The organism is Methylobacterium sp. Leaf123, from assembly GCF_001423405.1.
Taxonomy (GTDB): Bacteria; Pseudomonadota; Alphaproteobacteria; order Rhizobiales; family Beijerinckiaceae; genus Methylobacterium.
Window position 1 is genome coordinate 1 of record NZ_LMNS01000018.1, and the last position, 19,318, is coordinate 19,318.

The window sequence follows — 19,318 nt, forward strand, 5'->3', positions numbered from 1 at the left end:
CCCTCGCCTCGGCCCAGGCCTTCCTCTACGCCGCCGCCGTCATGATCCTCGTCCGAAGGCTCGGGCGAGCATCATGACTTATCGGACGGACTCTAAGAATGAGACCGTAAACTCAGGTCTCACGGTTTGCCTCAGAGGTGCCTCCTTGTCCCGCCGCACGGCTCTAGGCGTCCTGTCGTTTGCGCTCGTGCTGACGGCTCTTGCCTGTCGGTCGGCGGAGGCGCAGCCCACCGGACGGCCGATCTACGAGGGGGCGGGCGGCGATCCGCGGATCGCGGTGGCCCAGCCGGAATCGACGAGCCAAGCGTCCGGCGGCTACGTGCGCTCGATCGAGCCCTCCCTTGGGCCTTTCGGTGACCCGCTCGGCCTGCGGCCCCTGCTGAAGGAGCGGGGCATCGAGTACAGCCTCACCTACATCGCCGAGACGCTCGGCAATCCCGTCGGCGGCAGTCGCCAGGGGGCGATCGTCGAGGACCGGCTGAACCTGCGGCTCAATCTCGACTTGCAACGGCTCGCCGGTTGGGACGGTGCCACGGTGCACGCCAACGCCTACTTCATCCACGGCACCGGCCTGTCGCGCTACTATGTTGGCAACCTGCTGGCCGCCAGCGTGATCGAGGCGCTGCCGGCCTCCCGCCTCTACACGCTGTGGCTCGACCAGCAGCTCTTCGACGGCCGGCTCGGCATCCGGGTCGGCCAGCAGGCGGCCGACACCGAGTTCTTCGTCAGCCAGACCGCGACCCTGTTCGTGAACTCGACCTTCGGCTGGCCGGCGATCACCGGGCTCGACCTGCCGAGCGGCGGCCCGGCCTACCCGCTCGCGGCGCCCGCGATCCGGGCCAAATACGTGCCGGGCAACGGCTTCTCGCTCCAGGCCGGGCTCTATGACGGCGACCCGGCCGGGGCCAGCCGCCCGGGCGACGACCCCGAGGGGCAGCGCCTCGACCGCACGGGCACCAATTTCCGCACCCGCGATCCCGCCCTCGTCGTGGCGGAGGCGACCTACGCCTTCAATACGGAAGGTGGTTCAAAGGAACGGCCGGGCGACATCACCCTCGGGGGCTGGCAGCATTTCGGGCGCTTCGAGAGCTTGCGCTTCGATCAGACCGGCCTGCCGCTCGCCGACCCGAATGCCACCGGCATCGGCCGTAAACTCCGCGGCAATGCCGGGATCTACGCGATCTGGGACCAGACGCTCTACCGGGAAACCGGCAAGGACGATGAAGGCCTCGGCTTCTTCGTGCGCGCGGCGTGGTCGCCGACCCGTTCCAGCCTCGTCTCCGCCTATCTCGATACCGGGCTGGCCTATAAGGGCCTGTTGCCCGGTCGCGACGACGACACGGTCGGCCTCAGCCTGGCGCATGCCCGCCTCTCCGACGACGCGCGCCGGTCCGATATCGACACCATCGTCCTGACCGGCACGCCGATGCCGCGGCGGCGGGCCGAGACGGTGATCGAGGCGACCTATCAGGCGGTGGTGGTGCCGGGCTTCACCGTCCAGCCGGACGCGCAACTGATCCTGCATCCCGGCGGCGGCATCGCCGACCCGCGCGACCCGGAAGGCCGCCGGGTGCGCAACGCCGCCGTGTTGGGCTTGCGCGCGACGGTTCAGTATTGAGGGGGCGGGCCTTCGAGGCTCGGAAGGCCCCATCGGGCCGGTACTCTAGGATGCGATAGCCAGGTCCGTGTGAATGAAGTCCCGACCCTTGAAGAGGATCGGGACGCGGCCGGTGGCGGCGCAGGCGTAGGAGAGGCAGTCGGCGAAATTGAGCTGCGCCGGATGGCCCCGGCCCTTGCCGTAGGTGTCGAAGGCCGCCACCGCCCGGCGGGCGACGGCATCGTCGATCGAGACGACGGTGATTCCGGCCGCCTCCAGAAAGGCGTCGTACATTTCCTGGGCCGCTGCGACCGGAAGGCCAAGGATGCGCGCGAGATTGATCACCGCCTCAAGGCGGACATGCGGCCCGGTTTCCCGGCGTCCGGCAGCCTCAATGCAGGCGATGAAGGCGGGGGCCTCGGGCTCGTCGGCCAGAATGGCGACGACGGCCGACGTGTCGATGAACATTCAGCGCGTCCACAAGGCGTCGCGCTCGTCCTCGCTCAGAGGCGGAGCGGGCGCCCGATCGGCCTTCGCCAGCGCCGCCGCGCGGATTGCGGCGACACGCTCGATCAGGGGGAGAGCCTCGTCGGTACGCTTGATCTCATGCTGCAAGGCAAGCTTGATCGCGGCCGTGAGGTTGGGCGCGCCGGACTTCCGCATGACAGTTTCGGCGAGGGTCCGGACTTCCTCATCCCTGATGCTGAGCATGACAGCCTCCGTCCATACAGCGTTTGTATATACGCATGGACGGTGCTTGTTCATACAGCCGCCGCCTTTGTGAGCCGGCCGCCTAGCACCTGATCTCGATCACGAGCTGGGCAACCGCTTCGGTCGACATGTCACTCGAATGACGGCCGAACCCTCAGAACGAGGCCCGCACGCCTCCGAACACGCTGCGGCCGTTGCCCGGAAAGAACGCCACCGGCCCGCCGGCCACGGTCGCGGCATTGGTCACCGTCGCGATGTCGGAGACATAGCGCGCGTCCGTCAGGTTGCGGGCATCCACGAACAGCGCGACGCCGTTGGAAAAGTCGATGCCGGCCTGGAGGCCGAGCAGGGCGTAGCCCGGCACCTTGAGGGTGTTGGCGTGGTCGGCGAAGGCGCCCTGCGGCACCCAGTCGAGGGTGGGGGCGAGATGGAAGCCGCTCGGGTGCCGGTAGCCGAGCACCGTGCGCAGGACATTCACCGGCACGCCAGCGATGCGGTTGTTGCCGAAGACCGGGTCGCCGACGAAGCGGAAGTCGTTGTGGGTCCAGATCTGCGTCACGGCGAGCCGGTCGCCGATACCGGTCAGATCCGTGGCGAGGTCGAGCGTCACGGCGGCCTCGACGCCCTGGTGGCGGGTGCGCGGGGCGTTGAAGGTCGCCGCCGGGATGTTCAGGCCCGGATTGGGCGTGAAGTTGATGAGGGCGTCGCGCAGCTCCGCCCGATAGAGCGTCACATCCCAGGCGAGGCGGTCGATCCGGCCGCGCGAGCCGGCCTCGTAGGTCCAGGCGCGTTGCGCCTCGAGCGGCACGAAAGTGGTGCCGAGCAGGTTCGCCTGCACGAGGTCGGAGAAGTCCGGCACGTCGCGCGAGCGGGTGACGTCGGCAAACACCTGAATCTCCGGCAGCGGTTGCCAGAGCAGGCCGAGCTTCGGGTTGATGCCCTCGTAGGTGATGTTGGCAAAGCGCGCGGCGGGGTTTGCCGGCAGGCCGCCCCTGTCGCTGAAGGTGCGGTTCGAGGAGAACAGCTTGGCGCCGGTCATCAGCGCCATGTCGGGCCTGAACCAGAACCGGTTCTCGGCATAGGCCTCGTAGTTCGAGGCGCTCTGGCGGGCGTCGAGCGTTGGGGCACCGCGGAACCCCGCCACGTTCACGAATTGCCGGGCCTCGTTGATGCCGGCGAACGCCCGCAGGCCGAGGATCAGGTCGTTGCGGAAGCCGCCGAGATCGAAGGTGCCGGCCCAGCGCGGCGCGACGCCGTAGGTCCAGCCGTCCTGGGCGATCACCTGGAAGATCGGGTGGTCAAGGTTCTTGTGAATCGCCCAGGAATCGATGTCGAGGCGCCCGACCTCCAGCTCGAACGAGGTGCGGTTGGCGATGCGCTCCGTCGTCACTTTTCGCGATTGGTTGCCGGTGAGGGCCGCCGGGTTGGCGAGGCGCGGGTTGTTCAGCGCGTTGAACAGCGAGAGCGAGCCGGGCAGCTTCTGGTCGGTGTCGTAGAAGCCGAGGAAGAACCGCGTCTCGACCCCCGGCGCGAGCCGGTAGCCGATGTTGGCGTTCACGTTGCGGGTGCGCTGGGTCTCGTGATCGCGGAAACCGTCGGAATTGGTCGCGGTGCCGGAGATCAGGACATCGGCCGGCCCTGAGATCCGGGAGAGCTGGAAATGCTCGCGGATCGTGTTGAAGCTGCCGCCGTCGATCCGAGCGATGTTCGGGGCGAGCGCCGTATAGGCGGTCGGCGTCACGAAGTTGACCGCGCCGCCGAGCGTGGTCGCGCTGAAGGTCAGCGCGTTGCCGCCCTTGTAGACCTCGACCGAGCGCAGGCTCAGCGGATCGATCTGGTAGAAGTCGCCGCTGCCGTCGGCGAGGTTGAGTGGGATGCCGTCCTGCAACAGCTCGATGCCGCGGACGTGGAAGCCGCGGGCGATGCCGGAGCCGCGGATCGAGAGGCGCATCTCCTGGCCGTAGCGCTCCTGCACGAACACGCCGGGCACATCCTTCAGCACGTCGCGCACGGTGTTGGCGTAGCGGTTCTGGAACGTCGCGGCATCGACGAAGGCAACCGAGCCGAAGGTAGCGTTCACCGCCGCCCGTTGTGCGGCCACGCTCGGCACGGTGAGCGAACCGGCGGTCTCGGCCGGGCCCCCGGCGGTGGGCGAAGCGGTGCCGGAGACGCTGATTTCCGAAAGCGTCGCGCTTTCCGGAGGCGTCTGGGCAAAAGCGGGGGCGGAAAGGCCGAGGCCGAAGACGAACAGGGTCGAGGGCAGGGCGGCACGCGGCACGGCCCGTTGACGGAAAGGCATGACGAAATGTCCGTTGTCTGAAGGATCGGAAGAGGCGATCGATCAGACGACGGGCGGGGCGCGGGCACTCGGGCGTGTGCCGGGCGGCGCACGGGGAAGGGCGACGATCTCAGGGTCCCACGCGACCGGGGCGGCCCGTTCCCGCGGCCACGCAATGAGGCCGTGGGCGGGCTCCGGAACGTCCAGGCTCGGCAGCGTATGCGCGGCTTGGCAGCAGGGCAGGTGCCCGTGGCCCGGATGCGACTTCAGGGGCCCCTCGGCCTCCCCCACATCGGGGGCGCAGAGGATGTGGACGAGACCGTTCTGCGGGCCGAGGCTTCCGGCGAGCGAGGCGCCGCCGAGGACGACCTGCAGGGCGAGCGCGTAGAGCGCGGCCACGGCGATGACCGCGCGGCACACGGACCATCCCGGCAAGCGCCCTCGCATGGCGCCAGCTATGGCCAAGCTTGCCGGGACGTCAACGGAGGCGCGATCCGGCCAGACCTGTTTTCCGTGCCGTCACAGGGCTCGAAACACGCAAAGCCTGCTCGACCGCGTTGCTCCGGCAAGCGCCTCGCTCCTCATGCCGAGGCGCCGAGCGCAAGCTCGGCCTCGAAGCACGCCTGGACGGTTGATTCCATGGCGCCCAGACAGTCAGGTGTTGCGGCCGTCGGAGACCAGTTTGCGCAGTTGCTTGAGTGCGAGGGCGTGCCCCGCATTCAGGTCGAGCGGTCCGGCAAAGCCGCCGTCGCGGTCCATCATGTAGACCATCAGCGTGTGCTCCAGGGTGTAGTCGCCCCCCGGCAGCGGCACCCGTTTCACATAGGCCCGGTAGTCGCGCGCCACCCGCTCGATCTGCTGTGGCGTGCCGGTCAAGCCGGTTATCCGGTCGGTGAACGAGGCCATGTATTCGCGCATCACCTCCTGCGTGTCCCGCTCGGGATCGAGGGTGATGTAATAGGCCTGGATCTCGCCGCCCTGGCTGCCGAATTCGTCGAGCAGGGTGCCGAGGTCGGCCAGCGTCGTCGGGCAGACGTTCGGGCACTGGGTGAAGCCGAAGAAGACGAGGAAGGGCTTGCCCTTCAGCGCCTGCGAATCGACGGTGCCGCCCTTCGAGGAGTCGAGCCGGAACGGGCCGCCGACCACCGACAGGGCGGAGGGCCGGTCCCCCCGCGGCAGGAACGCAACCGTCGCCGCCACGATGCCGACGAGGGCGAGCGCGAAGGCGATGAGGATCAGCGTGCTCCCCCGCTGCGCGGCGGGGGAGGCTGTCCGGGGCTCGGGCCGGGGTTCAGTGGCCATGGTCGTGTCCCGCGCGATCGTGCGCGTCAGACCCCTTCTCGGAGCGCGTCTCGGGCGCCTTGGCGGCGAGGCTCTCCACGGCGAACTCGACCGGAACGGTCCCGGCCCGCTCGAAGCGCAGCGTCCCCTTCACCCGCTCGCCCTTCTTCAGCGGCGTTGTCAGGTCGAGGAACATCAGGTGATGGCCGCTGGGGGCGAGCGTCACCGTCTGGCCCTGCGGGATCGCCAGACCGTCGGCGAGCGGCGCCATCTTCATCACGCCGCCCTTCATCGACATCGTGTGCAGCTCCCCGCGCCCGGCGGCCTCGATCGCCCCGCCGGTGAGCCGGTCGGGCTCGGTGCCGGTATTCGTGACCGTGAGGTAGCCGGCCGCGACCCGCGCACCGCCGGGCGTCGCCCGCGACCAGGGATGGCCGATCGTGAGCGGGCCGGCCTTGTAGTCGTGGGCCTGGGCCGGGCTCGTCGCCGCGAGGCCAAGAGCAAGGAGGCCGGCCGGGAAAGCGTGAAGGCGCATGATCGTGTCTCCGTTCGGAGAGGGAAGGGAAGGGCGCGCGGATCTTGAGCCTCGAACGCCGCGCGGCGGCGGTTCGTCCATCAGGCTCGTGCCCGCGCGAGGGAATCGCCGGTCAGTGGTGGTGCTTGTGGCCGTCGGCCTCGGGCGCGGCGGTGCCGGGTCCTTGCGCGCCGGGACTTTGTGCGCCGATCGGGGCCACGGTGAAGGTCACCGGCACCGTTCCGGCCCGCTCGAAGGTCAGCGTGCCCGCGACGGTCTCGCCCGCCTTCAGCCCGTCCTTCAGGTCGAGGAACATCAGGTGGTAGCCGCCGGGCTTGAGCGCGACGCCGGCCCCCGGCGCGAGGGCGAGGCCGCCCTCGACGGGCGCCATCTTCATCACGCCGCCCTCCATCGTCATCGAGTGGATCTCGGCCCGGCCCGCCTGGGGGATCGCCGCACCCGTCAGCCGGTCGGGCTCGGTGCCGGTATTGCGCAGGGTCACGTAGCCGCCAGCGACCTTCGCGCCGCCCGGCGTCGCCCGCAGCCAGGGCGCCTCGATCGCGATCGCTCCGGCCTTCGCGGCAGGGGCAGCCGGAGCCTGCGCCGCCGCCGTTCCTTGGGGCGTCGCTCCTTGGGGCGGCGTCCCTCGGGCGGCGACGATCCGCACCGCCGGGGCCGGCGCCTTCAGCGCCTGAAGGTTCCCGTCCTCGGCCGGAACATCGGTCCAGCGGTAGCTGCCCTCGGTGCAATCCTGCTCGACGGGGAAGTAGATCGTCGCGCCCGGCGCGAAAGCGTCGGAAATCCGGGCGAAGAAGGTGAACTCGTCGATCTGCTCGTCCGGTAGGCTGCCGCCGCTCCACGTGATCCGGGTGATGCCCTCCGAGACCTGTCCGTGGAAGGACGGGTAGGACCGGGCATAGGCCGACTTGACGGTTTCGATCGTCCAGCCGGGCTTCGGCATCGGCTTGGCCCCGGTCACGCCCTCGGGGATGGTGACGCTGATGCGGGTGGTCGGCCGGCCGTCGCAGCCGTGCATGATCTGGACGACGCCGCGATAGGCAGCGTTGGGTACGGCCTCCTTACGCTCCAGCACGGCATGGGCCGCGGCGGGCGAGACGAGGCTAAGCACGGCGCAAGGGACGGCGCTTGAGCCGATCAGGACGAGCGGCAGGGCGGCGCGAAGCGGGGCGCTGAGGCAGAGGCGAGGCATGGGACGGTTCCGGTTGTCTGACATCGAAGGATCGCTGGGATCGGGCGGGTCAGGCTGCCGGCGGGGCTCGGGCATGGGCGAGGGTGAAGGGGGGTGGACGGGCGGTTCGGCGCTGGCCTCCGGACCAGCCAGCGCGGGCGACGCGCCGCTCGGGCCACGCCGCCTCGGCCGAGAGGGGAGGGGTGAGCGTCGCGGCGGGCGTGTGATGCGCGGCGGTACAGCAGTCGGCGTGGTGTGAAACCGGGAGCCCATCCTTCGCCGCCTCGGCGGAGACAGCGCCGTCCGCGACCTGTTGCGCGCTCGGCTGGCAGAGGAAGGCGGGAGCGCCCGCGACGGGAAGGGCGGCAATGCCGCCGAGCAGGGACTGGAGCACCAGCGCGTAGAGGGCGGCCACGGCGGTCAGCCCGCGCAGGACGCGCGGCGCTCCTCCGGTCCGGTCGCGGCGAGGGCTCGGCATGGACACGAGCCTTACGCCGCTTCGCGCCGCTCCGGTAGGGGCCGGGCCGGCGCCATGCCGCCGCGCCCCGGCGAGGCCTCCCCGAGCGCGTCCCTGAACGCACGGCGTGCGTCCTCACACCCGGACGCCATAATGTAGCCCGGAACGGCATGGCTTCTTAACCACGAGACCGCGACAACCGCGGCACGAGGACTTGGCCGAGACTTGGTTCTTCGACGCTTCGCGTTTGAACCCTGACTCCCGGCCGGATCCACCGACCGCACCTTTATCCAGAGCCCGGATCGATGCTGCAGAGCGCGCGCCACCCCCACTTCCGCCCCCTCGCTGCCGCCCTCGTGGCGGCGACGGTGCTCGCCGGCCCGGCGCTCGCCCGCGAGGGCGGCTTCGCCCAGGCCGAGTGGGCGCAGGACTATTCCTCGCCCTCGACCATGCAGGTGCATCGGTCCTCGACGCCGATCCTCTCGCCCGACACCATCGCGGCGACCGAGGCGATGGCCGAGAAGTACCGCGCCATCGTCTCCCGCGGCGGCTGGCAGAACGTGACCGGCGCGGCCGGTCTGCGCGTCGGCTCCCGCGGACCGGCGGTGGCGGCGGTGCGCCAGCGCCTGATCGTCACCGGCGACCTCGACGCCACGGCCGGCGGTGCCGGCGTCTACGATTCCTACGTCGCGGCCGGCGTGAAGCGCTTCCAGGCCCGGCACGGCCTGTCGCAGACCGGCCAGATGAGCCCGGCGACCCAGGCGGCGATGAACGTGCCCGCCGATGTGCGCCTGCGCCAACTCGAGACCAACGTGATCCGCCTGCGCTCCTATTCGGGCGATCTCGGCCGGCGCTTCGTCATCACCAACATCCCCGCCGCCCTGGTGCAGACGGTGGAGAACGGTCAGGTCGTGACGCTGCACGCAGCGGGCGTCGGCAAGATCGACCGCCAGTCGCCGATCATGAACACCAAGGCGACGCAGATCAATTTCAACCCGACCTGGACGGTCCCGGCCTCGATCGTGAGGAAGGATCTGATCCCGAAGATGCAGAAGGATCCGAACTACCTCACGGACAACAAGATCCGCATCCTGTCCGGGGGGCAGGAGATCTCGCCGCGCTCCGTGAACTGGAATTCGGACGAGGGCACCCGCTACACCTACCGTCAGGATTCCGGCGCCGACTTCAATTCCATGGGCGTGGTGCGCATCAACATTCCGAACGCGCACGGCGTGTTCATGCACGACACCAATTCCCGCGGCGTCTTCGGCGACGACTTCCGCTTCATCTCCTCGGGCTGCGTGCGCGTGCAGAACGTGCGCGAGTACATCACGTGGCTGCTGAAGGACACGCCCGGCTGGGACCGTGCCCATGTCGAGCAGGCGGTGGAGAGCGGCCAGCGCATCGATGCGACGCTGACCCAGCCCGTGCCGGTCTACTGGACCTACATCACCGCCTGGGCGACCCCGGACGGCACGGTGCAGTTCCGCGACGACATCTACAAGCGCGACGGGGTGAACGTGCCCTCCACCATCGAGGCGCCGACGCCGGTCGCCAGCGCCGCCTCGACCCGCCCCGAAGTCTACGAGCCGGGCGACGAGGAGAACTGAGCACCCGCTCGTTCGACCCATCTGCCGAGGTAACGCAAGCAGCCTGGACGGGATCTCGCATCCGGTCCGGGCTGTTTGCGTTTCAAGGCACTTGAACCGGCGCGCGGCCGTCTCGCTGAAGGGCCGCGCGCCGTGAAGAATGCCCGGTTTTCGGGGCATGCAATTTTTTTCGAAAAAAAGAACGAGACGCCGGATTAAAGGCGTGGGCCAGCCGTCAACGGATTATGGTGGCCGACAGAATGCGCTCGAAACGCTCCGAAATCGTCGACCTGCTGGTGCCCTTGCGGCGCTACGCCCGGTCGCTCACGCGGGATTCGCTGAAAGCGGATGACCTCGTGCACGATACCATGGTTCGCGCCCTCGAATCGCGCGCGAATCTGAGGCCGGACACGAACCTGCGCACCTGGATGATGACGGTGCTGCACAACGTCTTCATCGACGAGCAGCGTCGCAAACGCGTCGAGGCACGCCACGCCGACGCGCTGGTGCAGCTCTCCGACGACGTGGCCCCGCCCGCACAGGAGGGGCAGGTGCGGCTCATGCAGATCCGCAAGGCGTTCGAGGGATTGCCCGAGGAGCAGCGCGCCGCGCTTCACCTCGTGACCCTCGAAGGCATGGCGTATGCCGATGCGGCGGCCGTGCTCGGAATCCCGATCGGGACCCTGATGTCGCGGCTCGGCCGCGGCCGGGCGGCCCTGCGCGCCTTCGAGGAGGGCGGCCGCAAGGGCAAGGCCACCGCCGGATCCTCCGACGATGGCCCAGACCGTGGTCGTGCACATCTGCGCGTCGTTGGTGGGAATTGATGACCCTAGCTAGCCGTTAACAACCGAAGACACCGAAAAACGAAGAGGTTCGACGGTGGGCAAGCAGGGCAGTCGGAGTGGGCTGATGGTCGATCCGGTTACGGAAACCGAACTCATCGCGTATGTCGATGGTGAACTCGAGCCGATGCGTCGGGTCGAGGTCGAGGCGCATCTCGCGCGCAATCCGCAGGACGCGCTGCAGGTCATGGCTGATCTGCGCGACCGCGACGCCCTGCGCGAAGCCTTCCTGCCGGTGCCGAGCCTGCCGCCGGAGCGGCTGCGCTCCAGCGCCCGCCGGATCGACCGTGCCTTCGCGTGGCAGCGGGTTCGCTCCCGCCTGCGCCGGGCGGCGGCGGTCGTGGTCCTGGTCGGAGCGGGCTGGCTCGCCCATACCGAGAGCGGCAGCTTCGGCGTTCCCGGCTCCTTCGCCTCGCCGATCGATCCGTCCCTGGCCGAGGAAGCAAAGCAGGCTCGCGAGGCTGTGCAAATTCGTGCCCGCACGAGCAGCCAGCCCATGGCCTCGGCCTACGATCCGGCCGACCTCGAAGCCGCGACCGGTGTCGATCTGCCGCCCCTGCCGAAGGGGTGGATCGTCCGGGACGTGCAGATCTTCCCGAGCCGGAGCGGCACCGGGATCGAAGTCTCGATCCAATCGGCCGAGATCGGCGAACTCGCCCTGTTCGCCAAGCATAGCAGTGGGGCGCCGATGTCCGAAGGGACGGAGCCGGTTGCGCGCTCGAGCGACGGGACGACCGCCTATTGGCGGACCGGTGGCACGGCCTACGCGCTGAGCGGTTCGCACGACGATCCGGCTCTGCACGCTGCCGCCGCCCGTCTTGCCGCGATCCGGAAGTAAGAGTGGTCTCAAGCGCGGTCGCCGAGTTCCTCGACGGCGAGCGACTGTAGAACAAGCGCTGAGTGTCTCGTCTTGGATCGATCCAGGCCGAGACACTCGGCTTTCTTTTGGTTTCGGCAGCCGCAGTGAGGCGGGCTCGTCTCTGTTCCGAGGGATTTGCCTGACGTGACGGGCCGGTTCTTCGTCAGGTGCGGGCGTTCCGGCTCAACTTCGGCCGCGACCGCTGGCCGTGAGGGCGAGCGCTGGTGCCGGGCCGTCAACCCAATTGATGGACGAGAAGCGTTCCAGCCAGCGGTCCCAAGCAGCCGGGGCCCGTCCGCCTGAGGGCGGCCCCCGGCTCGATGCGGTTGGCCAAAGAGGCTCAAGCGGTTGCGAGCAGCCTTGCCGTGCGCTGCTGCCGTTTCAGGACTTCGCGCAGATGGGCGATGGCGCCCTCCTGCAGGCCACGCAACGCCTGCGGATCCGCCTCGGCATCACGACGCATCGAAACGTAGAATTCGAACCCGCCCGGCTCCGCCGCGGCGATCTGATTCAGCACGAAAGGAAATAGACCGAGTCGCGCGGCCGCCTCGACGGCGTCGAGGAAGGCGAGGGGCGTGAACACCCAACAATGACACTTCTGATAGCGGCCTGACGCAAAGACTTCGTCGGCCTGCTTGTAGGCCAAAGCCAGCGCGGCTTCACCGCACAGCCGCGGCGCCCGTGCCGGATCCTCACCCGCCCAAATCTCGCCGGGTCCGATGGCGAGGGCCTCGTAGGTGTGGGCGAAGACTTGGCGAAGGCTCGGCCGGGTGTAGCTCAGCAGATCCGCCTCGGCCAACTCGGCGATGGTGCTGTTGGCGCGGCCTGCATCGAACATGAAACGTCGATCGGGCAGCGAAAGGTTGAGGACCCCGCCCGGCCTCAGAACGGCGTGAATGCCGCGGAACCACCCGAGCAGATTCGGCACGTATTGCGCCACCTGCGCCGCAATGGCGAAGTCGAGTCCGACTTGCCCCAGCCCCTCCTGCCCGATCACCTCTGCCAGCGAGCCCGAGCCCGCCCAGGCATGATCGATCGGCACGGCATCCGGCAGCCCGGCCTCGGCGTCTATGGCATGGTCGATATACGCGACGCGGATACCCACGGGCATCGCCGTGGGATTGTTCGCTGGCCCGAACTCGAGGCCCCGCGCCTCCGGCAGCGGAACGTCGTGCGTGAGGCGGGCGAGGCGGCGATTCGTGGAACGCTGGCTCAGGAACGCGTCCAGCGACATGGAACCGGAATGCATGCCGCGGATGCCTCGCCTCTCATTTGATGAAGGGTCGAACGTTACCCGCTACGCTGGCGCTTGTGCAATCGTTTGATAAAGGGCGCCACAGGCTCGGAAGCCCAGCCTCGTCTTATGCTGTCATCTGGAGCGCCTGAGACGAGGGATCTGCACAAGCCGCTGCAAGGCGTGTGGAGGTCTTGCGAGATTCGAGAGCTCGCCTCGCCCGTAAGAAAAAGGGTGAGCTAGAGCGCTTTCCGACAAAGTGGATTCCGATTCGTCGAGAGTAAAGCGCGGCACAACAAGAGGATAGAGGCGTGATCCGACTCAAGGTGGTCGGGCACGGCTCTAGCTCCTGCCGTATCCGTCGGTACCGGGCGGCGGGCCTGTGATGGGGATGAGGATTGCTCATGCTCGGCCCTCCGGCTACTGCTGCGTTTGGTGCAGTGCGGGAGGCAGTATGCGGGGCCCGGCAATCCGACGTAGACGTCGTACAGAGCGGTTGGGGCGAAGCGCCGAACTCCTCCCCGGTAGGCGGCCCTACATCCTCACGTGGATTCTCGAATGACCCCACGCTCGACCTGATCGCCGGGTTTTTGCCCCTGACTCTGCGCCTTTGCCCTCCAGAATGCGGCGGTGCAGCCGAATCGCCATTCCGTCTTGCACGATCGAACCGATGCCGGCCCGCAGATGCAGCGGCCGGGCCCGAGACGGAGGATCCGTCCACGATCACCCCGAGACGTTCCGACTGAGCCGTGCACGAGGTTGCTGACATTGTTCAAGCGTAGCTTGCAAATGCTCTCGAAGCAGGTCGGAGCCAGGGCGATTTCCCGGCCGTTCGACCGACGGATGTCCGAGGCAGGAAAGGGAGGCGGCTTCGATCCCGTTTTCTACCACCGGTATTATCCCGATCTCGCGACCCTCGGGGACGAGAGCAAGGCTCTCAAGCAGCACTACCTCAAGCATGGTCGGGCCGAAGGCCGTTTCCCGAACGCCGCCGCTCTGGTTGCCTCTCTCGAAGCCAAAGGGGGAGCGTTGCCGAGCGATTTCGTCCCCGAGCATTACCGCGCGCTCTACGACGATCTGGCCGACCTGACCGAACCGTGGCAGCTCAGCGAGCATTATCTGCGCTTCGGACGATTTGAGGGGCGTGCTCACGGGCCCGATCTGTCGGCCCTTGAGCAGGAATACGAGCGCATGCTCGCTTCCGGCACGGCGCTGAACGGGCGTCGCCCCGCAGAAAGCTTCGTCCGTCTTCTGGTCGCCGCGCGGGTCTTGCCGGGCGCGTGGCTCGACCTCTTCGTGCTCCACGAATTCGTACTGCTGAATGAGGCATGGCTGACGCACCCGCCCGCCTCCCGCATGGAAGGGCTGGTCGCCTTCCTGACGGAAGGGGTGGACCGGCTCGCCCCGATTTCGCTGCGCCTGCGCTTCGACCCCATTTTCTACCGCTCGAACAACCTGGATGCTTCAGCCGGCGCCAGCGATGCGGATCTTTATCGTCTCTGGCTTGGTGCGGGCGTCCAGAAGGGCGAGCCTGGGAGCGAGGCTGCGGCGCTGGTCCGGCTCATTGGGGAGGAGTGCTTTCCCGAGAGCTTCGACGAGACGGCTTACCGCACTCTATTGACTGAAGGGGTTGATCCACCGCCGCCCGGACGGCTGAATGCCCTGAGACACTTCTTCGATACGGGCTTTCAGCTCTGGGAACTGGAAGCCGTGCGGCAGGCCTGCTCGGCCCAACTGCTCGAGAGGATCGGCGAGTACCATCTCCTCGGCGGCAATGCCGTCGCGGCCAAGGAGGCCTTCGATCGGGCACTCAAAGCTGGTCTCGTCTCCGGTCGCCTGCATCATCGGCGCGGCGACGCGCTTCTCAAGCTCAACCGCACCAACGATGCGGCGCGCGCCTTCGGGGATGCGGCGGATGTGCCGGGCGCCGTCGTGTGGAGCCACATCCACACGATCGACGGCCTGCTCTCGCGGCCGGACTCAGTGCCGGAGGCGCTCGACCGCGTCCGGCGCTCGGCCGTGGATTGGCATGCCAACACGCATTGGCGCGCTGCCGCGCACCGCGCCATAGTCGCATCCTTCGCTCGCGCAAGCGAGGAGGCGCGGACCCACTACGCCGCCGGACGGCGGACGGAAGCGGACGAGCGCCTCACAGCCTGCCTCGACCAGATCGGAAGCCTGATTTCAGCCGTCGATCCGCTGCCGGCACCGCTTGCCGTTCCGGCGAACGGGCATATCGTCATCGTCGCCAACCGCGACCTTCCGCAATGCGATCATTACCGCGTCGTGCAGAAGATCCAGCAGCTCGAGCATGGCGGCTGGACGGTCGAGGTCTTCAAACAGGACGAGGCCGCCGATTGTCGGCCGGCCCTCGACAGAGCGTCGGCGGTGATCTTCTACCGCGTGGCGGCCTTCCCCGGCGTCCTGCACGCGATCCTCTACGCGCGCGCCCTCGGCCTGCCGACGATCTATGAGATCGACGACATCGTCTTCGATGCGGCGCTATTCCCGGATCCCCTGGAGAGCTTCGAGGGGCAGATCACGCCCAAGCAATATGTCGATCTGCAATACGGCGTGCCGCTGTTCCGCTACGCCATGCAGGCCTGCGACACCGGCCTCGCCTCCACGCCGGCGCTGGCCGAGCGGATGCGCCCGCTCGTCCGCTCAGGAATCTGCCACGTCCTGCGCAACGGGCTCGACACGCGAAATCTTCCCTTCCTGAGGCGCCCCCACGCACCCGTCTCCGCCACGGCGCTGACGGTCTTCTACGGATCGGGCACACGGGCGCATAACAAGGATTTCAACGACTTCGCTGCGCCCGCGCTTCTCGCGATGATGGAGCGGTATCCGCATGTCCGGCTCGTGATCGCCGGTTATCTGCGCCTCGGCCCGGGCTTCCGGCGGTTCGCTCACCGTGTGCGCCAGCTCGGCTTCACCGACGACGTTTCTGCCTATTGGGAAGCGCTCTCGGGGGCGGATATCAACCTCGCGGTCCTTGCGCCCGGCCCGTTTGCGGACGCCAAGAGCGAGATCAAGTGGCTGGAAGCCGCCATGTGCGGCATCCCCTCGATCGTCAGCGCGACGCGCACCTACCGGGAGATTCTGGTCGATCGGGAGGATGCCCTGCTGGCCGAAACGGTCCAGGATTGGACGAAGGCGCTCGCCACGCTGATCGACGATCCCGCGTTGCGCCGAAGGATCGGGGATCGGGCGCGCGACAAGGCGTTGGCGTCCTATGGCCTCGATGCCGCGGCCGAGGTTCTCGGGGGAATTCTCGCGGCCCCGCCCCAGAAGCTCCGGCGGTCGGCCGATACGACATCGGATGCCCGCAAAACCTCCGCCGAGGCATGGGCCGAGCTTACTGCCGGGGATGCGCGTTCGTCGGCGGTCGCGGCGCGATCCGTCATGCGCAAGCGCCGCGCGGGGCGGCCGCGCATCCTGGTGGTCAACGTCTACTTCCCGCCTCAGACCGTCGGGGGCGCCACCCGGGTCGTGCGCGACAACATCGACCATATCCTCGATCAGGCTGCGGACCGGTTCGAACTCGCCGTGGCGGCATCCGATATGGAGGTCGAGCCTCCCTATCAGACCCGCATCGACGCCTACCGCGGCATCCCCGTCTTCCGCATCGCCACACCGCGCGAACGGAACATGGATTGGCGCCCATTCAACCCGAACGTCCGCTCGGAATTCGAGGCCCTGCTCGACCGCTTCGAGCCCGATCTCGTCCATGTCCACTGCATACAGCAATTGACCGCCAGCGTGGTCGAGGCGGTGCGCGCCCGTGAAATTCCCTATGTCGTCACCGTCCACGACGCGTGGTGGATCTCTGACTTCCAGTTCCTCATCGACGAAGACGGGCTGGTGCAGATGCCCTCGCCCGACCTTCTCGCCGACGCGACGAGCCGCTCCGTCACCCCGACCGGTTCCATCGCCCGCCGCCGCGGACTGGCACGGGTGCTCGATTCGGCGGCGGCCATCGCCGCGGTGTCGGAGTCCTTCGCCGACATCTATCGCAAGGCCGGCTTCCCTCAGACGATCGCGATCCCGAACGGCGTCTCGCCTTTGACACCGAGCGCACGGCGGAAGAGCCCATCGGGCCGTGTGCGCCTCGGCCATATCGGCGGTCGCACGGCGCATAAGGGCGCGATCCTGATCGAGGCGATCCTGCGGGCGGGCCGGTTCGAGAATCTGAGCCTGACCCTCGTCGATCACGCCCTGGCGACCGACTACGCCAGCGAGGAGACCTGGGGCGCCACCTCGGTTCGGATCGTCGGCAAGGTGCCGCAAGCGCAGATCGGCGACCTCTATGCCGACATGGATGTGCTGCTCGCGCCCTCGCTCTGGCCCGAGAGTTTCGGGCTGGTGACGCGGGAGGCGCGCGCGGCGGGGCTGTGGGTCGTGGCCAGCAATCTCGGCGCGATCGGCGAGGATATCGACGAGGGCGTCAACGGCTTCCGGGTCGATGTCGGATCTCCGGACGGGCTGCGCGCCGTGTTCCAGCGGATCGATGCCGATCCCGAGCGGTTCCGTGCGAGCCCACCGCAACCCGCGCACCCGCCCCGAACGGCCGCGGATCAAGGGGACGATCTGATCGCACTCTACGACAGGCTGCTCGCGCTGTCGGGTGACGCGGCATCTGCCTCGCAGGCCGGGGGCGACCGCTCGCTTACGCCCTGAAACCGGCGGGACTCCGACTTGGCCGGTCCTTGGGGCCCAGGCAGGTCGGAGACGCCGGCGTGATTGATCGTCGTAGGACGCGAGGCGACGTCGACGATGATGACAAAGCGGAGCGGCCCGACGCGGTCAGGTCAGCCGAAGCAAGAGTATCCAACCAAAATGGTGAAGGGTTGATCTGGCGACCCCGGTAGGGCTCGAACCTACGACCTGCCGCTTAGAAGGCGGCTGCTCTATCCAGCTGAGCTACGGAGTCTGGGTGCCACGGGGCCAAAAGGCACGGGACCAAGGCGGGGTCAAGCCTCTCCCGAGCTTGTGCTTGAACCCCCTTTGAGAAGGATCTGACGGTCAAGTCCCGAGCGAGCTTGCGAGCGTCGCATCCGTCAGCCTCGACCAACGGACGACAGCCGAGGATCGGGCAATGAGCGCTCGATCACCCGCCATGATGGAACGACACGGCATCGCTCGTGACAGGAGCCCGTCTTCCATCCCGTTCGATGCTAAGGCCAGATTGCACATCGGCCGTCAGCACATCAGAGCCAGCGCGGCAAACGCCGATCCGACGGCGCAGCCCACGATCCCGAGGCGTCGTCCGCGACCGCACCGCGCCGGCGTCATCGCCCGAGCGACGGTCAGGCGCTGCGGGACACGGGCGCGCGGCCGACCGTGAAACGGTGGAGCAGCATGCCGACGAGCATGGCCGCGACGAACAGGGCGACTTGGGGCAAGCCGAGGAAGAGGCCGCTGAGGGCCGGGCCAGGGCAGAAGCCGGCAAGCCCCCAGCCGATGCCGAACAGTGCGGCGCCGCCGACGAGACGGGCATCGGGCCTTGAATTGGTCGGCACGTCGAAGCGGGGAGTGAGCAACGGCTGCGCCATCCGCGCCCTGAGCCCATAGCCCAACGCCGAAATGCCAACCGCCCCTGCGAGGACGAAAGCGAGGCTCGGATCCCACTCCCCCGCAACATCGAGAAAGCCCAGCACTTTCTCAGGGTTCATCATGCCCGAAAGAGCAAGGCCGAAGCCGAAGAGCAGGCCGCTTGCCAGCGCGGCCGCGAGGCGAAGGACGGTCATCGCGCGACTCCGTGCCGAACCAGGAAAACGGTGATGATGGCCGCTGCCATGAAGGTGCCCACCGCAACGAAGGAGCGCGGTGAGAGCCGTGCGAGGCCGCAAACGCCGTGGCCGCTGGTACATCCGGAGCCGAGCCGCGTGCCGTAGCCGACGAGAAGACCGGCGGTCACGAGCAATGGCCAGGATGCATCGACACGAACCTCCGGCCAGTGTCCTGCCCCCAGCCGGAACGCGACTGGCCCCAGCAGCAGACCGATCAGGAAGGCGGCCCGCCAAGCGAAATCATGGCCGGACGGCCGGAACAGGCCGCCGACGATGCCGCTGATGCCGGCAATGCGACCGTTGGTGAGGAGGAGCAACGCTGCGGAGGCGCCGATCAGCGCCCCACCGCCAAGGGAAACGAGCATGCCGGTTCTCCAATCTGTCTGAAGGGTGCAAATGCGCCGATGGGCTGAGGCCCCTTCGAGAGAGCCCCGCTGCCTGTATAGCGACCCAGGTCGGCTCTCCATCATGTCAGGTATGGAAGCGAATGCCGCCCAAGAAAGGCGGGTGTTGGCTTCCCGTCGTTGAGGACGGCTTGGGGGCGTCACCCTAGTTCCCAGCGCCGATGAACCCATCCCGCATAGGAGGCCCGTCGCGTCTCCCCAGAAGGCCGGTAGCGGGCGTTTTCGGTTCTCCCGCGTTTTTCCGATTGACGCCCCGTGCGGGGCCCCTTATACCCCTTTCACCGACGGGGCGCCGCGGTCCACCGGATGGTGGGTCGGGGGTTTGGTCGGTCTTCGGGATTGTTGGTGAGCGGAGCTGATCCGGGTGACTGGATCGGGCGATCGCTGTCCTTCTGGTTCCGGGGTGTCGGTTGATCCGGGTGCTGTGGCGCTTGACTGGGTCGGTTGACAGAACGGTTCGCCGGCTCTAGACGCCGCGGACTGCCGGCGCCGGGTGATCCCGCGCTGCGGACTTCATCGCTGAAGGGTGGGCTGGATGTGCCGGGCAACCGGGCTGCTGGCGCGTCTTTGG

General features: G+C 68.2%; 16 protein-coding genes and 1 tRNA gene. 5 read left to right on the plus strand and 12 right to left on the minus strand.

The genetic code is table 11. The annotated features are described in order from the left end of the window. Positions 1 to 145: 145 nt before the first annotated feature. Positions 146 to 1,618: a carbohydrate porin gene (locus ASF53_RS13360; RefSeq protein WP_056198964.1), complete on the plus strand. Its 1,473-nt coding sequence runs from the start codon at positions 146 to 148 to the stop codon at positions 1,616 to 1,618. 45 nt (positions 1,619 to 1,663) lie between these two features. On the opposite strand, the gene ASF53_RS13365 is transcribed toward ASF53_RS13360, so the two are convergent. The 8 genes from ASF53_RS13365 to ASF53_RS13400 all read right to left on the minus strand — a co-directional run bounded on the left by ASF53_RS13365 (position 1,664) and on the right by ASF53_RS13400 (position 8,048). Further along, entirely contained in the window at positions 1,664 to 2,065 is a 402-nt protein-coding gene (locus ASF53_RS13365) for a type II toxin-antitoxin system VapC family toxin (protein WP_056198966.1), read from the minus strand. After that, the gene (locus ASF53_RS13370) at positions 2,066 to 2,308 is read right to left on the minus strand and encodes a type II toxin-antitoxin system VapB family antitoxin (protein WP_056198968.1); all 243 of its coding nucleotides are present in this window, start codon (positions 2,306 to 2,308) and stop codon (positions 2,066 to 2,068) included. Positions 2,309 to 2,462: 154 nt separating this feature from the next. Continuing rightward, on the minus strand, positions 2,463 to 4,607 hold the full coding sequence (locus ASF53_RS13375) for a TonB-dependent receptor family protein (protein WP_056198971.1): 2,145 nt from the start codon (positions 4,605 to 4,607) through the stop codon (positions 2,463 to 2,465). A gap of 42 nt (positions 4,608 to 4,649) precedes the next feature. Further along, positions 4,650 to 5,006, minus strand: a complete 357-nt coding sequence (locus tag ASF53_RS13380) for a hypothetical protein (protein WP_056198975.1) — start codon at positions 5,004 to 5,006, stop codon at positions 4,650 to 4,652. A gap of 234 nt (positions 5,007 to 5,240) precedes the next feature. After that, a complete protein-coding gene (locus ASF53_RS13385; RefSeq protein WP_056198978.1) occupies positions 5,241 to 5,888 on the minus strand; it encodes an SCO family protein in 648 nt (215 codons plus the stop codon). Beyond that, positions 5,878 to 6,402, minus strand: coding sequence for a copper chaperone PCu(A)C (locus ASF53_RS13390; protein ID WP_056198981.1), 525 nt, complete (start codon positions 6,400 to 6,402; stop codon positions 5,878 to 5,880). The genes ASF53_RS13385 and ASF53_RS13390 overlap by 11 nt, the downstream gene beginning before the upstream one ends. 112 nt (positions 6,403 to 6,514) lie before the next feature. Beyond that, a complete protein-coding gene (locus ASF53_RS13395; protein ID WP_056198983.1) occupies positions 6,515 to 7,591 on the minus strand; it encodes a copper chaperone PCu(A)C domain-containing protein in 1,077 nt (358 codons plus the stop codon). Positions 7,592 to 7,640: 49 nt separating this feature from the next. Continuing rightward, a complete protein-coding gene (locus ASF53_RS13400) occupies positions 7,641 to 8,048 on the minus strand; it encodes a hypothetical protein (protein WP_056198986.1) in 408 nt (135 codons plus the stop codon). A 284-nt stretch (positions 8,049 to 8,332) separates the two neighbouring features. Here ASF53_RS13400 and ASF53_RS13405 point away from each other — a divergent pair, with 284 nt between their 5' ends. From ASF53_RS13405 to ASF53_RS13415, 3 genes are all read left to right on the plus strand, one after another. Next, on the plus strand, positions 8,333 to 9,637 hold the full coding sequence (locus ASF53_RS13405; protein WP_056198988.1) for a L,D-transpeptidase family protein: 1,305 nt from the start codon (positions 8,333 to 8,335) through the stop codon (positions 9,635 to 9,637). Between the two features lie 239 nt (positions 9,638 to 9,876). After that, a complete protein-coding gene (locus tag ASF53_RS13410) occupies positions 9,877 to 10,440 on the plus strand; it encodes a sigma-70 family RNA polymerase sigma factor (protein ID WP_056199005.1) in 564 nt (187 codons plus the stop codon). A gap of 85 nt (positions 10,441 to 10,525) precedes the next feature. Then, on the plus strand, positions 10,526 to 11,296 hold the full coding sequence (locus ASF53_RS13415) for an anti-sigma factor family protein (RefSeq protein ID WP_056198990.1): 771 nt from the start codon (positions 10,526 to 10,528) through the stop codon (positions 11,294 to 11,296). A gap of 361 nt (positions 11,297 to 11,657) precedes the next feature. Here the strand turns inward: ASF53_RS13415 and ASF53_RS13420 are convergent, their stop codons facing one another. Next, positions 11,658 to 12,566, minus strand: a complete 909-nt coding sequence (locus tag ASF53_RS13420) for a class I SAM-dependent methyltransferase (RefSeq protein ID WP_056198993.1) — start codon at positions 12,564 to 12,566, stop codon at positions 11,658 to 11,660. 774 nt (positions 12,567 to 13,340) lie between these two features. On the opposite strand from ASF53_RS13420, the gene ASF53_RS13425 reads away from it, so the two are divergent. Continuing rightward, positions 13,341 to 17,231, plus strand: a complete 3,891-nt coding sequence (locus ASF53_RS13425) for a glycosyltransferase (RefSeq protein ID WP_200943236.1) — start codon at positions 13,341 to 13,343, stop codon at positions 17,229 to 17,231. A gap of 176 nt (positions 17,232 to 17,407) precedes the next feature. On the opposite strand, the gene ASF53_RS13430 is transcribed toward ASF53_RS13425, so the two are convergent. The 3 genes from ASF53_RS13430 to ASF53_RS13440 form a co-directional block, all read right to left on the minus strand. Next, positions 17,408 to 17,484, minus strand: a tRNA-Arg gene (locus ASF53_RS13430). A gap of 376 nt (positions 17,485 to 17,860) precedes the next feature. Then, on the minus strand, positions 17,861 to 18,301 hold the full coding sequence (locus ASF53_RS13435) for a YeeE/YedE family protein (RefSeq protein WP_056198999.1): 441 nt from the start codon (positions 18,299 to 18,301) through the stop codon (positions 17,861 to 17,863). Next, the gene (locus tag ASF53_RS13440) at positions 18,298 to 18,708 is read right to left on the minus strand and encodes a YeeE/YedE family protein (protein WP_056199002.1); all 411 of its coding nucleotides are present in this window, start codon (positions 18,706 to 18,708) and stop codon (positions 18,298 to 18,300) included. Before ASF53_RS13440 ends, ASF53_RS13435 begins: the two co-directional genes overlap by 4 nt. Positions 18,709 to 19,318 lie beyond the last annotated feature (610 nt).

Bases quoted from the DNA above. Each gene is read 5' to 3' on its own strand.
- ASF53_RS13365 (WP_056198966.1), bottom strand. From the start codon at position 2,065: ATGTTCATCGACACGTCGGCCGTCGTCGCCATTCTGGCCGACGAGCCC.
- ASF53_RS13370 (WP_056198968.1), bottom strand. From the start codon at position 2,308: ATGCTCAGCATCAGGGATGAGGAAGTCCGGACCCTCGCCGAAACTGTC.
- ASF53_RS13375 (WP_056198971.1), bottom strand. From the start codon at position 4,607: ATGCCTTTCCGTCAACGGGCCGTGCCGCGTGCCGCCCTGCCCTCGACC.
- ASF53_RS13385 (WP_056198978.1), bottom strand. From the start codon at position 5,888: ATGGCCACTGAACCCCGGCCCGAGCCCCGGACAGCCTCCCCCGCCGCG.
- ASF53_RS13390 (WP_056198981.1), bottom strand. From the start codon at position 6,402: ATGCGCCTTCACGCTTTCCCGGCCGGCCTCCTTGCTCTTGGCCTCGCG.
- ASF53_RS13395 (WP_056198983.1), bottom strand. From the start codon at position 7,591: ATGCCTCGCCTCTGCCTCAGCGCCCCGCTTCGCGCCGCCCTGCCGCTC.
- ASF53_RS13400 (WP_056198986.1), bottom strand. From the start codon at position 8,048: ATGCCGAGCCCTCGCCGCGACCGGACCGGAGGAGCGCCGCGCGTCCTG.
- ASF53_RS13405 (WP_056198988.1), top strand. From the start codon at position 8,333: ATGCTGCAGAGCGCGCGCCACCCCCACTTCCGCCCCCTCGCTGCCGCC.
- ASF53_RS13410 (WP_056199005.1), top strand. From the start codon at position 9,877: ATGCGCTCGAAACGCTCCGAAATCGTCGACCTGCTGGTGCCCTTGCGG.
- ASF53_RS13415 (WP_056198990.1), top strand. From the start codon at position 10,526: ATGGTCGATCCGGTTACGGAAACCGAACTCATCGCGTATGTCGATGGT.
- ASF53_RS13420 (WP_056198993.1), bottom strand. From the start codon at position 12,566: ATGCATTCCGGTTCCATGTCGCTGGACGCGTTCCTGAGCCAGCGTTCC.
- ASF53_RS13425 (WP_200943236.1), top strand. From the start codon at position 13,341: ATGCTCTCGAAGCAGGTCGGAGCCAGGGCGATTTCCCGGCCGTTCGAC.
- ASF53_RS13435 (WP_056198999.1), bottom strand. From the start codon at position 18,301: ATGACCGTCCTTCGCCTCGCGGCCGCGCTGGCAAGCGGCCTGCTCTTC.
- ASF53_RS13440 (WP_056199002.1), bottom strand. From the start codon at position 18,708: ATGCTCGTTTCCCTTGGCGGTGGGGCGCTGATCGGCGCCTCCGCAGCG.